At 43.9% G+C, this 13,769-nt stretch carries 8 protein-coding genes and 1 pseudogene; 6 read left to right on the top strand and 3 right to left on the bottom strand.

Translation table 11 applies throughout. The features are described 5' to 3' along the window. Window positions 1-52 precede the first annotated feature (52 nt). The 3 genes from GNF10_RS13930 to GNF10_RS13920 all read left to right on the top strand — a co-directional run bounded on the left by GNF10_RS13930 (window position 53) and on the right by GNF10_RS13920 (window position 4,811). Entirely contained in the window at window positions 53-1,672 is a 1,620-nt protein-coding gene (locus tag GNF10_RS13930) for a Na+/H+ antiporter (protein WP_185584772.1), read from the top strand. 53 nt (window positions 1,673-1,725) lie between these two features. Beyond that, window positions 1,726-2,733 (top strand): aldo/keto reductase, encoded by a 1,008-nt coding sequence (locus GNF10_RS13925; RefSeq protein ID WP_185584771.1) that lies wholly within the window; start codon window positions 1,726-1,728, stop codon window positions 2,731-2,733. A gap of 197 nt (window positions 2,734-2,930) precedes the next feature. Further along, complete coding sequence (locus GNF10_RS13920; protein ID WP_185584770.1) at window positions 2,931-4,811, top strand: ABC transporter ATP-binding protein; 1,881 nt, start codon at window positions 2,931-2,933, stop codon at window positions 4,809-4,811. A gap of 523 nt (window positions 4,812-5,334) precedes the next feature. On the opposite strand, the gene GNF10_RS13915 is transcribed toward GNF10_RS13920, so the two are convergent. The 3 genes from GNF10_RS13915 to GNF10_RS13905 all read right to left on the bottom strand — a co-directional run bounded on the left by GNF10_RS13915 (window position 5,335) and on the right by GNF10_RS13905 (window position 9,384). Then, window positions 5,335-5,976: an acetoacetate decarboxylase family protein gene (locus GNF10_RS13915; RefSeq protein WP_185584769.1), complete on the bottom strand. Its 642-nt coding sequence runs from the start codon at window positions 5,974-5,976 to the stop codon at window positions 5,335-5,337. Window positions 5,977-6,137: 161 nt separating this feature from the next. Then, the gene (gene dnaK, locus GNF10_RS13910) at window positions 6,138-8,042 is read right to left on the bottom strand and encodes a molecular chaperone DnaK (protein ID WP_185584768.1); all 1,905 of its coding nucleotides are present in this window, start codon (window positions 8,040-8,042) and stop codon (window positions 6,138-6,140) included. A 520-nt stretch (window positions 8,043-8,562) separates the two neighbouring features. Beyond that, a complete protein-coding gene (locus tag GNF10_RS13905; RefSeq protein WP_185584767.1) occupies window positions 8,563-9,384 on the bottom strand; it encodes an SDR family oxidoreductase in 822 nt (273 codons plus the stop codon). Between the two features lie 267 nt (window positions 9,385-9,651). On the opposite strand from GNF10_RS13905, the gene GNF10_RS13900 reads away from it, so the two are divergent. The 3 genes and pseudogenes from GNF10_RS13900 to GNF10_RS13890 form a co-directional block, all read left to right on the top strand. After that, window positions 9,652-11,364: an ATP-binding protein gene (locus tag GNF10_RS13900; RefSeq protein ID WP_185584766.1), complete on the top strand. Its 1,713-nt coding sequence runs from the start codon at window positions 9,652-9,654 to the stop codon at window positions 11,362-11,364. Between the two features lie 192 nt (window positions 11,365-11,556). After that, window positions 11,557-13,116, top strand: coding sequence for a sensor histidine kinase KdpD (locus GNF10_RS13895; RefSeq protein ID WP_185584765.1), 1,560 nt, complete (start codon window positions 11,557-11,559; stop codon window positions 13,114-13,116). Window positions 13,117-13,334: 218 nt separating this feature from the next. Next, window positions 13,335-13,694: pseudogene (locus tag GNF10_RS13890) on the top strand (N-acetylmuramoyl-L-alanine amidase); the annotation flags it as partial. Window positions 13,695-13,769: the final 75 nt, after the last annotated feature.

The raw sequence follows: 13,769 nt of genomic DNA, 5'->3' as shown, positions 1-13,769 counted from the left end.
ATGAAACAACCCAACTCTTAATGACGTTATTCTTCTCTTCGACACCCGCTTCATGCAAGACATCTTCATTCAATATATTTGCCTGATATTGATCGTTCTCGGACTGGTCATGATTGCGAATAAGCTGCAACTGGCTTACCCAATCGTGCTTGTATTGGGCGGACTTGCACTGAGTTTCGTCGCTCCGCTTTCAAATATCACCATTAACCCAGAACTGGTTTTTCTTATTTTTCTCCCCCCCCTGCTGTATGAAGCGGCGTGGCAAGTTTCGTGGAAAGAATTCTGGAAATGGCGAGGGCTAATTATCGGGTTTGCTTTTCCGATCGTCATCTTAACGTCATGCGTGATTGCAGTAGTCTCCAGTGCGCTCATTCCCGGTTTTACTCTAGCGATGGGCTTCCTTTTGGGTGGCATTATCTCACCGCCTGATGCCGTTTCCGCGACGGCGATCATGCGGCGGGTCAATGTGCCAAAATCGCTAGTCAGTCTGATTGAAGGCGAAAGCTTGCTTAACGATGCCTCGTCGCTGATCGTGTTTCGTTTCGCGTTGGCGGCAGTTCTCACCGGACAGTTTCAATTTCAAGCAGCAGCTGTCAACTTCGTTTTCGTGATTTTAACGGGAATCGCGATCGGTCTGGTTGTAGGATTGATTTTCTATGGCATTCATCGTTTATTACCTACAACGTCCAGCATTGAAATTGTTTTAACCCTGGTTACGCCTTACTGCATGTATTATGCTGCTGAACACTTTCACTGTTCAGGCGTGCTAGCGGTCGTTAGTGGTGGATTGCTCTTATCCAGCAAGCGCAATAGTTTGCTGAGTTACCAGAGCCGGATTGAAGGCGTAAATGTATGGACGAATCTGGTCTTTGTCTTGAACGGGCTGATTTTTTTGCTCATCGGACTTGAATTGCCGTTTGTCGTCCGGCAGCTTGGAAACATTAGTTTAGGCAATGCCGTTGGGTATGGATTAATCATCGCGATCGCGCTGATCGTAACACGGCTACTTTGCACATTAGGAACGTCTGTTTTGATGAGAGTCATGAGCCGCTTTATCACGGTGTCAGACCCGAATCCAGGATGGAGAGGCCCGCTAATTTTCGGTTGGGTGGGAATGCGCGGTGTGGTATCGCTGGCATCCGCACTTTCCGTGCCGATACTGACTCAAACCGGACAGCCATTTCTCTACCGTGAGCTAATTCTCTTCATCACGTTTATCGTCATTCTCATCACCCTGGTTTTTCAAGGATTAACGCTTCCCTGGCTGATCCGCACAGTAAACCTCAGAGATCGGTTCACCCTCATCCCTGAGCAAAAGCAGGAGATCATCATTCAAAAGAAATTAGCGCAGGCTTCGCTTCAATTCCTAGAAGAAAAATACAGTGGAGAGCGAGCGCGAAACGAACATCTGGATAATCTGTTCTCCAAGCTCGAAATTAATCTGAAGTTTTTCGATCGCCAACTCGAAGAATCAAACTTTGCTTGGCAAAACTCATTAAAAGGCTATCAATCGATTTACCTGGAAGTGCTGGAGCGACGACGAGAGTTACTGAACAAAATGAATTGCCGTGCCGAGTTTGATGAAGCGTTGCTCAGGAAGTATTTTTTATTGACCGACTTGGAAGAATTCAGAGTCCGGGAGATCGGTTCACAAGAATTCGGCACCGAGTGAGAAGAAGCGATCAACGGCAAACAATATCAGTTCTACATCAAAGGAAAAAAACAATGCAAACGCGCAAACTGGGGAACAGCAACTTAGAAGTCTCGGCGATCGGGCTGGGCTGTATGGGAATGAGCTTTTCTTATGGCCCACCCAAAGACACACAGGAGATGACCGCCCTTCTCCGAGCCGCCATCGATCGCGGCGTGACATTCTTTGATACCGCCGAGGTCTACGGCCCGTTCACAAACGAAGAACTGGTGGGTGAAGCCCTCGCTCCCTTCCGCGATCAAGTGGTCATCGCCACCAAATTCGGGTTCGACATCAGTCCGAATTCCGATCCCCGTGGCATGAAGGGTTCACCCGGACTGAATAGCCGACCGGAGCATATTAAGGAAGCCGTAGAGGGTTCGCTCAAGCGACTCAAGGTCGAGACAATTGACCTCCTCTATCAGCACCGGGTTGATCCGAATGTGCCGATCGAAGACGTTGCAGGAGCAGTGAAGGAACTAATTCAGTCAGGTAAGGTGAAGCACTTTGGACTCTCTGAAGCAGGAGTGCAAACGATTCGCCGCGCACACGCGGTTCAGCCAGTCACGGCTCTCCAGAGCGAGTACTCACTGTGGTGGAGAAAGCCTGAAGCGGAAGTGATACCAACCCTTGAGGAACTCGGCATCGGCTTTGTCCCCTACAGTCCTTTGGGCAAGGGCTTTCTCACGGGCAAGATCGACGAAAACGCGACTTTTGACAGCTCCGACTTCCGCAGCACCCTGCCTCGCTTCACTAAGGAGGCTCTCAAGGCGAATCAAGCCTTGATTGATCTGCTCGGCAGCATTGCAGAACAGAAGCAGGCTACACCTGCTCAAATTGCGATCGCCTGGCTGTTGGCTCAAAAGTCGTGGATTGTTCCGATTCCAGGAACCACGAAGCTGCATCGCTTGGACGAAAACATCGGGGCAGTCTCAGTCGAACTCACACCCGACGATCTGCGTAACATCGATGACGCTGCCTCCAAGATCGCGGTGCAAGGCGCTCGGTACCCTGAAAAGCTGGAGCAAATGACCGGTCGTTGAGCGGCAAAAAATAGTAATACAAATGGTCAAGAGAATCATCTAGCTGCCATTTTGAACAGGCTAGAGCATAATACGCTACATCTATGTCTGAGTAGGAATCTTGCGGTTTCTATCTCAGGCATGGTATCAGAGCCGCAGGACAAAGGCTACTTTAAATATGCGTATTTTTTTAGAAACATTAATATAATGCTCTTACTATGAGCATCTATCAATCTCTCAAAAAATCTTATACACAACCTCGTCGGCGTGAAAATGACTGGCGGTTGTTTTTGCGTCTAGTACCTTACGCCCGTCGTAACGGACAACTATTGGCACTGTCGATGTGTCTACTCATACCCATCGCCCTAGCTAATGCCGTCCAACCTCTGTTGATTGGCCAAGTTATCTCCCTAATTCGCAATGAACCAAGCGCTTACGAATTTCTCAGGAATCGCCCCTTGTCCGAAGGGTTAAATATCCTGGAGGGATTATTGTTTGTGGCGATCGCAATCCGATTGATTTTTACAGGCTACCAGGGTTATTTAGTACAGAAGCTAGGGCAACAAATCACTGCCGCAATTCGCCAAGATTTATTTCAGCACGTAACATCCCTAGCAGTACGCTTTTTTGACCGCACACCCGTAGGTAAATTAATCACCAGAATCACCAGCGATGTGGAAGTCTTGGGCGATGTCTTTTCCACTGGGGCAATTGGCATCGTGTCCAATTTGTTTTCCATGCTGGTGATTTTGGGTTTAATGTTTTCCATCGAATGGCAACTGACTTGCTTGCTGCTATTGATGCTATTACCAGTTACCTGGTTAATTGTTTACATTCAGCAACAGTACCGCAAAGCCAATTACAAAGGGCGGGAAGAACTTTCTATATTGAACTCACAGCTACAAGAAAATGTCCTTGGCATTAACGTAGTGCAGTTATTCCGCAGGGAAAAATTTAATGCTGAACTGTTTCGTGCCACCAACAGCCGCTACACTCAGCAAATGGATCAAACCATTTTCTATGATTCATTTATTTCAGCAACCTTAGAATGGATTGGGCTGATTGCGATCGCAGCTGTTTTGTGTATGGGTGGTCTGTTACTGTTAGGAAAAAGTATAGCTTTTGGGACTTTATCGGCATTTGTCTTGTATGCCCAGCGATTATTTGACCCTTTAAGAGATTTTGCCGAAAAATTTACAGTAATTCAAGCTGGTTTTACTGCTATTGAACGCGTAGGCGATATATTAGATGAACCGATAGAAATCCGCGATCGCGCCAATGTGCGCTTCTCAATATTTGATGCTAAATTCGGCTACATAGACGAAATCGTTGCAAATCTAGAATCCCCAGATATTACTTCCCCGCCTGAACTCGGAGAGATTTGCTTTGATCATGTCTGGTTTGCTTATAAAAATGATGATTACGTAATTAAAGACTTAGATTTCACCATTCGTCCTGGTGAAAAAGTGGCATTAGTTGGCCCCACCGGTGCCGGCAAAACTTCGATCATCCGGCTTTTATGCCGCCTCTATGAACCGACCAAAGGACGCATTCTCATCGATGGCGTAGATATTCGAGAAGTCCCACAGGCAGAACTGCGGCGCTACATGGCAGTAATTTTACAAGAAGGCTTTTTGTTTGCTGGCGATGTTAAAAGCAATATTTCTTTAGGAGATGGCTATACCATTGAACAGATTCAACAAGCAGCAGAGCAAACCAACATTGCCCAATTCATAGAAGAACTACCCCAGGGTTATGATACTCAACTTCGAGAACGGGGCACAAATATTTCTAGTGGTCAAAAGCAACTTTTAGCCTTTGCGCGGGCTGCTATTCGCGATCCTCAAATTTTGGTGTTAGATGAAGCTACCGCTAGTTTAGATGTTGGCACAGAAGCTTTAGTGCAAGAAGCATTAAACCAGCTAATGCTCAGACGTACCGCCATTATCATCGCTCACCGCCTGTCTACGATTCGCAATGTAGACCGAATTTTTGTTCTCAAGCGTGGCGAATTAATCGAACAGGGAAGTCATGATGAACTACTGGAACAGGGAGGGCTTTATGCAACTTTGCATAACTTACAGATGTTGGGAAGTTAGGATATTTTCAAAATAATCTGAAGGGGGAAATAGCGATCGCTATCTCTGTAACTACATCCATACCAGCAAATCAAATATCAATTTGTCTTATTTAGAGTATAAAACACCTTTAAAAGACTAGCTGTGTTGCTCCTTCTATGGACTTTAATAATAAATAAAATTGGATTAAAAGTTGATAATTTAGTTATTTTCAACAAAAAACCCTACTGTTGATTATCAAGTAGGGTAATAAGGGTGTCGTTTTCTCAAGCTTGCTAATTAAGTAAACAATTTCAATTTAAAAAATTGCTAGATATTACATAGAATGTATAGCGAGATAGACCATCTAATCTATCCTATATACTTTCAACCGACCATTTGATGTTTACTTGTTAGGTATATCTAGAACTACAAGATCAAAGTGCAGCATTCCGAATTATGCCCGAATATAGTTCAATACACCAAAAAACTTGTAGAGACGGCGATTTATCGCGTCTCAAAACCCACGATTTTGTACTTTCCTAGAGAAACTTATGGGGTTAATCTAAAATCTCCAATCAGATTGACCTACAACTTTTGGGGCATCAACCTGCAACCTCATCTGCTCACAACGCACAGTTAACAAAGGCTGACCTAAACCTATTCCAGAAAAAGGACTTTCGGCGGGGATTTCTAACTGAGAACCAATCAAACCCAATACAGACTGAAATTTAGCAGGGAACATCATCAAATCACTACCCTTGACGCTGAAACCAGAAGCACTTAACTCCTGTCTCCATGCCAAGGTTTGCTGATTATACTTAAGACTACACAACTTCCGGTTTCCCTGATGCACAGTGATATGCTCTCCTTCTTTCCAGGTAAACTCAGCTAGTTCCTTTGGTAGTCCCCAAATTTCTCGACCACCAGCCACCGAATCAGCATTATCTACATAAATGTGAGAAATCCAACCGCCGATTTTGCTCTGGTAATTAACCAAAGCTGGGGCAATAATTAACTCACTGTATTCTAGTACAGAGCCTGACCCATACTTAGATAAATACACGCTAGCGATGGTTTTACCAGGCCATACGGAAATAATTTTTAACTCTAAAGGAATCAAAGGGCGTACTAGGTCAATATTCACTAAATGCAGAGTTTGGATAGCGTAGCCTTGAAGTGTCCAAGGTGCTTGTGGATATGGCATAAGGGAGTTAATAGTGAGGAGTTAGAAATCAATTAAAATCAAGAGTTAGCAATATTATTTATTTTTACTCATAACTCCTAAAAAAAATTCCCACCCAGGTTAATACCTGGATGGGTAATATGAGGCGGGACAAAATAATTATCCCGAAAGGAGTAGAAGAATTATTTACTCTCTGTAAAATCAGCGTCAATCACATCGTCGCCGCTACCAGAGCTAGAGGTGGAACCACCATCTTGAGGTTCAGTACCTGGTGCAGCACCAGCACCAGCTTGTTGATAGATGTTGCTACCAACAGCGAATAGGGCTTGTTGCAATTCTGGGGTGAGCTTCTTGATTTGCTCATCGTCTTCTTTGGCAACTGCTTCCCGCAGTTCTTTTACCAAACCTTCAACTTTAGTCTTGTCAGCAGCCGGAACTTTATCGCCCAATTCTTGTAACTGCTTTTCAGCTTGGTACGACAACGAGTCGGCTTGGTTCTTGCGTTCAATCTTCTCACGCCGTTCTTTGTCAGATGAAGCATTTTGTTCAGCTTCTCTTACCATCCGGTCAACGTCAGTTTTATCCAGTGTGGAAGCACCAGTTATGCTGATGGACTGTTCTTTGCCAGTACCTTTGTCCTTAGCGGTGACGTTAAGGATACCGTTAGCGTCAATATCGAACACCACTTCAATTTGAGGAACGCCACGTGGTGCAGGAGGAATACCATCAAGGCGGAAAGTTCCCAAACTCTTGTTATCGTTAGAAAATTCGCGTTCACCTTGAAGGACGTGAATTTCTACGTTGGTTTGACCATCCACTGCGGTGGAGAAGACTTCCGATTTCTTGGTGGGGATTGTTGTGTTGCGGGGAATAATTTTGGTCATCACGCCGCCCAATGTCTCAACACCCAAAGAAAGTGGTGATACATCTAACAGTAAGATGCCAGTGACTTCATTATTCAGTACACCTGCTTGAATCGCTGCACCAATTGCCACGACTTCATCAGGGTTAACACTTTGGTTAGGGTCTTTACCCAATACCTGCTTCACAATCTGGTGGACTGCGGGAATACGGGTAGAACCACCAACTAACACCACTTCATCAATATCACCTTTGCTTAACTTGGCATCGCGCAGAGCGTTTTCCACAGGAACACGGCAACGGTCGATTAAGTCAGAACAAAGTTCTTCAAAGGTGGCACGAGTCAGGGTTGTATCCAGGTGCTTAGGCCCATCCTGGGTAGCAGTGATAAATGGTAGGTTAATTTCTGCTTGGGTAACGCTAGAAAGCTCAATTTTGGCTTTTTCTGCGGCTTCTGTCAGACGTTGTAAAGCTTGTTTGTCTTTGCGTAGTTCAATGCCTTCGGCTTTCTTGAACTTTTCAGCTAAGAAGTCAACTATTTTTTTATCAAAGTCGTCACCACCAAGGTGTGTATCCCCAGATGTGGCTAGTACTTCAAAAACTCCATCTCCTACTTCCAGTACGGATACGTCGAAGGTACCACCACCAAGGTCAAAGACGAGAATGGTTTCGTTACTCTTCTTGTCAAACCCATAAGCTAGAGAAGCAGCAGTCGGCTCGTTGATAATCCGCAGAACTTCAATACCTGCAATTTTACCAGCGTCTTTTGTCGCTTGCCGTTGAGAGTCGTTAAAGTATGCGGGAACGGTGATTACAGCTTGGGTAACAGTTTCACCAAGGTATTTGCTGGCATCTTCAACTAGTTTGCGAAGAACTTTTGCAGAAATTTCTTCAGGGGCAAACGGTTTACCAGCTATCGGACAATCTAATTTGACATTGCCGTTGCTGCTGAGAACTTTGTAAGAAACTTCAGTTGCTTCGTTACTCACTTCATCGTAGCGGCGACCGATAAAGCGTTTGACTGAGTAAAACGTATTTTCGGGGTTCATCACCGCTTGGCGTTTGGCGATTTGGCCAACCAAGTTGTCGCCATTTTTCGCAAATGCCACTACTGATGGGGTTGTCCGAAAACCTTCAGCATTAGCAATTACAGTAGGTTTACCACCTTCCATCACTGCCACGCAGGAGTTCGTTGTTCCTAAGTCAATTCCAACTACTTTTGCCATTTTAGGTGCTGGCTCCGTATAACTACAAATGAATGAATGAGAATATAAAGGACTAAATTTTGAACCAACAGGTCAATAAATCAGCCAATTCAGCATGAATACCTTTGATTTGGCTTTCCTGGGGTTAAAACTCCAGATAATGCTGATATATATACTGAAGCTTAGTGGTAGCCAGTCCATGAAGGGTGGTTTCCCGAACCTTGCTTAGGACGGTTAAACTAACTAAATAGTTTTTTTAGTTGGTTCATGGATTGATTTGCCTTCACTCTGTCTAATGTATGAGAATTAATACTTTCAGTAATTAGGGTGAACCGTAACGTCCGAGTGGTGTTTGCCGTCTTTAGAGGTAATAAACTACAGAAGCACTGAGAATTGGGAATTGGGCATTGGGCACTTGTACTGAGCGTATCGCTAAAGCGAAAGCTCTGCTAACGCGTAGCGTCTCGTAGAGAAGCCGTTGGCGCAGCCTCTCGTAGACAAGTATTGGGCATTGAGTATTGAATAAAATATTACTCAGCACTTACTCAAGTCTAGAGAAAAGAGTTTCCCAATCAATTACAGGTGGTCTTTGTCCCTGGTTGACTATTTCAAAAATTTTCTTGGAACTAGTTGGCTGAAAAAGGCATTCCACGCAAGCGTTTGCTACATCAATCCTACTGGTATCACCCGAAAGTGTATCCCCAGTGCCTATCACCACACCAGATTTACCACCTGTTTTGGCCTTTAACAGTGTGTTGAGGTCGTATGAAGTATAGGGCCCGTCAATTAAGCGTCCTGGGCGGATAATCGTGTAGGGCAATCCTGAATTAATAATGGACTCCTCACCTTTTTGTTTGGCATCCAACACGCCAAAAGCATTAAGAATACTGAAAGGAAACTGATCTTTACGGAGAATTCCACAAGAAGAGACGAAAACGAATCGCTTCAAATTCTGGGGTGCTGCTGTAACTAGGTTGCTGACACCTTGGGCATCAACCTTGGCTGGACTATTCTTGGCTTTTGCTTCACTAGATTTGGGGTTAAGGAAAGTTATTCCCCATTCAAGCAAGTTCGGGGGTTGGTCAAACTCCCATCTCGCAGAAGGAAAGGCGGTGGTTCCAGTACAACTGATGATGTGGGTGACATTTTGTGTTGCAGCTGGGAGTGTAGCTGGCTGGCGGATGTCACCAACGGCAATTTCCACTCTTTGGTTAAACATTTCTTCAGCTTTTGCGGCATTGCGTGTTAGAACACGAACTTTCAAACCCTTTTCTAGGAGTTTACCTACCACTAGTTGCCCGACTCCACCAGTAGCCCCAGCAACCAGTACCAAATCTTCAGATGAAGTTTCAAAAGAAGTCATAAATTGCCTTTGAGATAGTCTCTTTTTAATCTACTCAAATAAATGGGTTAGCGTACCCTGTGGGCAAGAAAGCTATGCGTAGCGTCTGTCTACGACACGCTGCGCGAACGCAGAGAAAGTATCGCCAAAATAGGCTCAGATTAAAAATTTGGCTAATAGCTGTTGATTCTGTAGCTTTCAGGCTGACAAATGGGAATTTTAAAATCAGGGCAAATTTCCCAAAACTGAATTAGCGCAGTAGTCAGTACTTGAGGTTCCGAGCAAGGGATGAAAATTAGTCAGAAATTAATTTCGGGAATTCTGGGAATAGCCACTCTCTCAGTAATTACTGGTGCTATTAATGCTCATCAGCAATTGAAAATAGCTAAGTATATTGCTCAACAAGAGGCTGAGGAAGTTGCTGGACTAGTGGGATATTTCGTCAGTCATGAAGTTGATGAATACCACGAAATTGGATCGCGAGATAAGATGCTAGCCGAATTGCAAGAGCATGTTATCTCGCTACACAAGCAACGCCAGCGCGATCTAGAAATTGTAGACCGCAATAAAATCATTTTGGCAGATGTAGTTCCAGAAGACATTGGTACGCGATTAGATCACGATGGCAATAATGAAGTTGGTAAAACTATTCAAGATGGTACACCAAGAACATATATTGAGTTCAGTGCTGAGTACCCAAATGGGATTCGATTGATTGCTGTTCCTTTTAAGACTGGCAAGGGTGAAACAATTGGTGCAGTCATTCTGGAATATACACCGCTTTATGAAGCAGCACTAGTAACAGCCAAAAAAAATATTGTTACCACTTCGGTCGTCAGTTTGGTATGTGGCATCCTGGCACTATTAGTAGGCTATTTGATCTCTAGAAGCATTTCAAAACCAATTAAAAAACTCCAGCTAGCTGTGGTAAATCTGGCTGAAGGTAAGCTGGATACCAGAGTTAGTATTCGCTCTCAGGATGAGATTGGCGAGTTAGCTACCTCGTTCAATAAAATGGCAGACGATCTGCAATATTCTAGAAATGAATTGGTCAACGCCAATGAACAATTACGAGATGAAATTACCGAACGCCAAGAAGCAGAAGCAGAACTTCAGCAAGCTCTGAAAGACCTGCAAAAAACCCAAATCCAATTAATTCAATCTGAAAAAATGTCAAGTCTGGGTCAACTAGTAGCGGGAGTTGCCCATGAAATCAACAATCCGGTTAATTTTATCTACGGCAACCTCGAATACACTGATGATTACACTCAACAGATGTTGCTGTTAATTAAGCTTTATCAAAAACACTACCCATATCCAGAGCCAGAAATTCAAAATGCTAACCAACTGAACGATATTGAGTACCTAATAGAAGATTTGCCTAAGATGTTAACCTCAATGAAAATGGGGGCTAAACGCATCCGGGAAATTGTTCTCAGTCTCCGAATCTTCTCCCGCTTGGATGAAGCTGAATTTAAAACGGCTGATTTGCATGAAGGAATCGACAGTACCCTGTTAATTTTGCAACATCGGCTTAAGGCACAAAATAATCGCCCTCAAATTGAAGTGGTCAAAGAATATGGAGAAATGCCTAAAATTCAGTGTTTTTCAGGGCAAATGAATCAGGTATTTATGAACCTCTTGGCAAATTCAATCGATGCTTTAGAAGAGGCTTTCCAAAAAGAACTTTGTCCAAATCCTTTGATACGTATTTCTTCGGAACAGGTAAATGAAAATGCTGTGATTCGAATTGCTGATAATGGATCGGGAATTCCAAAAGAAATTCAGTCGCGTTTATTTGACCCTTTTTTCACCACAAAAGCAGTTGGTAAGGGGACTGGTATGGGATTATCGATCAGCTACCAGATAATTACTGAAAAGCATGGTGGCTCTTTGGAATGTATTTCATCACCGGGACAGGGTGCAGAGTTTGTGATTGCAATCCCGATTCGAGCAGGGAAATTAGCACAATCATCAATCTGCGATCGCATAATAGTTTAAGTATGAGTGTTTTTCAACCCATAACTGCGTAGGCGTAGCCCGTCGTAGACATCGCTACATAGGGGAAATTGCGCCCGAATTGTTCGGTTCTACCACTTTCAACAGTACACAAATGGTTATAACCTCGTAAGTAGTAGCGAAATGTCTACCTTAGACGCTGTTAGTCGCTCTTGAATTAAGGGGTGAAAGCCTGTGTACGAATGGATATTGCCAAGTCTGAGCGAAATCTTGGCCCAAAATCAATCAAGTGTGGCTGAATGTTCACCTGGTAAAGCAGAGCGGCAGTGGCGTGTCAGCCTCGCAGCAACTGAACATTTGCTATTAAATACTTTAGCAGCTAATTCAGTTGACACAATCCAAGGATTAGTTTTAGCTGCACCTGCACCCTTATTCAGTCAGCCAAAACTGACTCAAAACTTACAAACAGTAACTTTCACAGCAAAACCATTTAATCCCTTGGCACTGATGCCATTTCAGATGCCGGATGCGATCGCAACTATAAATGAAGAAATCGCTCCTCATGAATCGGTACTTCCCTTATTACCTGCCGATCCTCTGGGGACAGAGCAGTTTTGCTTAGTTTTTACAGATAAATTTAGATTAGTACTGGTTTTAGCAACTCACAAAAACGGTAAAAAAACCTTTTCATTTTCTTTTGAGCCGGAAGTAGTAGAGCAAGCTTGGCGATCGCTAGGTGCGAGAGTAATGCTGGCTAATCCAGAATTTTTTGCCCGTCTGGATGTATTAGTACAACAATATTCTCCGGTAGCACCAGATTGCCGCATTATGATTCAGTTTAGTCAGTTGCTGCTTCAGGAATTAACAGAAGCAGAGGAGACTGGGGAAGAAGCAGGGGAGCAGGTGGTCACTGAGCGTAGCCGAAGTGGAGCAGGGAGCAGGGGGAAAAATACCAATTCCCAATTCCCAATTCCCAATACTTCGACTTCGCTCAGTACAAGTTCCCAATTCCCACTTGCCCTGAGCGTAGTCGAAGGGATGCCCAATCCCCAATCCCCAAATCCTGATGTCGAACTGCTCCAAGCCTTCGCTCACGAAGTCCGCACACCTTTAACAACTATTCGCACCATGACTCGTCTACTACTGAAGCGGCGAGATTTAGATGCTGGTGTGATCAATCGCTTAAAAATTATCGATCATGAGTGTACTGAGCAAATTGATCGCATGGAGTTGTTGTTTAAGGCAGCAGAATTAGAAACTACTGCCTCTACAAAATGTTCAAAAACTCAACTCACACCGATGTCTTTGGATCAAGTGTTGCAGCAGAGCATTCCTCGATGGGAACAAGCAGCGCATCGCCGGAACTTAACTTTAAATGTTGTTTTACCCCAGCAACTACCAACTGTGGTAAGTAATCCCATGATGCTGGATCAGGTACTCACTGGTTTGATAGAGAATTTCACTCGTAGCTTACCCTCTGGTAGCCATATTCAAGTGCAAGTTATTCCGGCTGGAGATCAACTGAAGTTACAATTATCGCCCCAATTTGGGTGCAAAGATTCCAGTAAAGCCCCCACACCTGCAACGCCACCAATTCGCAAAGCCCTTGGTCAATTGCTGATGTTCCAACCAGAAACAGGTACGATTAGTTTAAATATTGCTGCAACCAAGCATTTATTTCAGGCAATCGGCGGTAAATTGATTGTGCGTCAGCGTCCACACTATGGGGAAGTTTTGACGATTTTCCTTCCCTTAGAAGTTAGCAATATACATAAGTCAGGAGCTAAGGCTTAGGAGTGAAGATTGATTAACTATTTTTCAAAATTATAAACATTCAATCTAAATTAACGTGAGCTTGACTTTTGAGAAACCTCTCCCTGCCTTAAATTAAAGTTCAAGGCAGGGAGAGGTATTTTTATCTAAAGTTTATAGGAGTCTATAATTGAGTGAAACCAATTTTAGGTTTAGCGATCAGTTCCATATTCATTTCTCCACCGGCTTTTGCACAGGTACAATTACAACCATTATCTGGTATTAAGATTTTGGTTAACCCAGGACACGGAGGACAAGAGACTGGCGCAGCTGGGCCAACAGGATATTTAGCTAAAGATGTCAGCTTGACAGTATCTAAGTTTCTGCGTGATGAACTGGTCTTAAGAGGTGCGGTAGTAGTGATGACGCGAGAAGATGACAGAGAACTAGCTTTGTCTGATCGCCAAGCTATGATTGATCAACAACAACCAGCGATCGCTCTAACTATACATTACACAGCAGTACCTAACAACGGAGATGCAGAGAATACCAAAGGCATTAGAACTTTTTGGTATCATTCCCAAGCCCATAGTCTAGCCATTTTTCTCCACAATTATCTAGGGCTTGCTGGTTAAGACTGAAACCCTTGTATAAATAGTGATTGAAGTCTATAAATCGAACAAAAGTGCAAGGCA

The sequence above is a fragment of the Nostoc sp. UCD121 genome (assembly GCF_014222285.1).
Classification (GTDB): Bacteria; Cyanobacteriota; Cyanobacteriia; order Cyanobacteriales; family Nostocaceae; genus Nostoc.
The sequence above is the reverse complement of the archived record's forward strand: the minus strand, read 5'-3'. Positions and strand labels throughout refer to the sequence as shown.

Excerpts from the sequence above, each read along its gene's own strand:
- dnaK (WP_185584768.1), bottom strand. The coding sequence starts at position 8,042 with ATGGCAAAAGTAGTTGGAATTGACTTAGGAACAACGAACTCCTGCGTG.
- GNF10_RS13920 (WP_185584770.1), top strand. The coding sequence starts at position 2,931 with ATGAGCATCTATCAATCTCTCAAAAAATCTTATACACAACCTCGTCGG.
- GNF10_RS13900 (WP_185584766.1), top strand. The coding sequence starts at position 9,652 with ATGAAAATTAGTCAGAAATTAATTTCGGGAATTCTGGGAATAGCCACT.
- GNF10_RS13915 (WP_185584769.1), bottom strand. The coding sequence starts at position 5,976 with ATGCCATATCCACAAGCACCTTGGACACTTCAAGGCTACGCTATCCAA.
- GNF10_RS13905 (WP_185584767.1), bottom strand. The coding sequence starts at position 9,384 with ATGACTTCTTTTGAAACTTCATCTGAAGATTTGGTACTGGTTGCTGGG.
- GNF10_RS13925 (WP_185584771.1), top strand. The coding sequence starts at position 1,726 with ATGCAAACGCGCAAACTGGGGAACAGCAACTTAGAAGTCTCGGCGATC.
- GNF10_RS13930 (WP_185584772.1), top strand. The coding sequence starts at position 53 with ATGCAAGACATCTTCATTCAATATATTTGCCTGATATTGATCGTTCTC.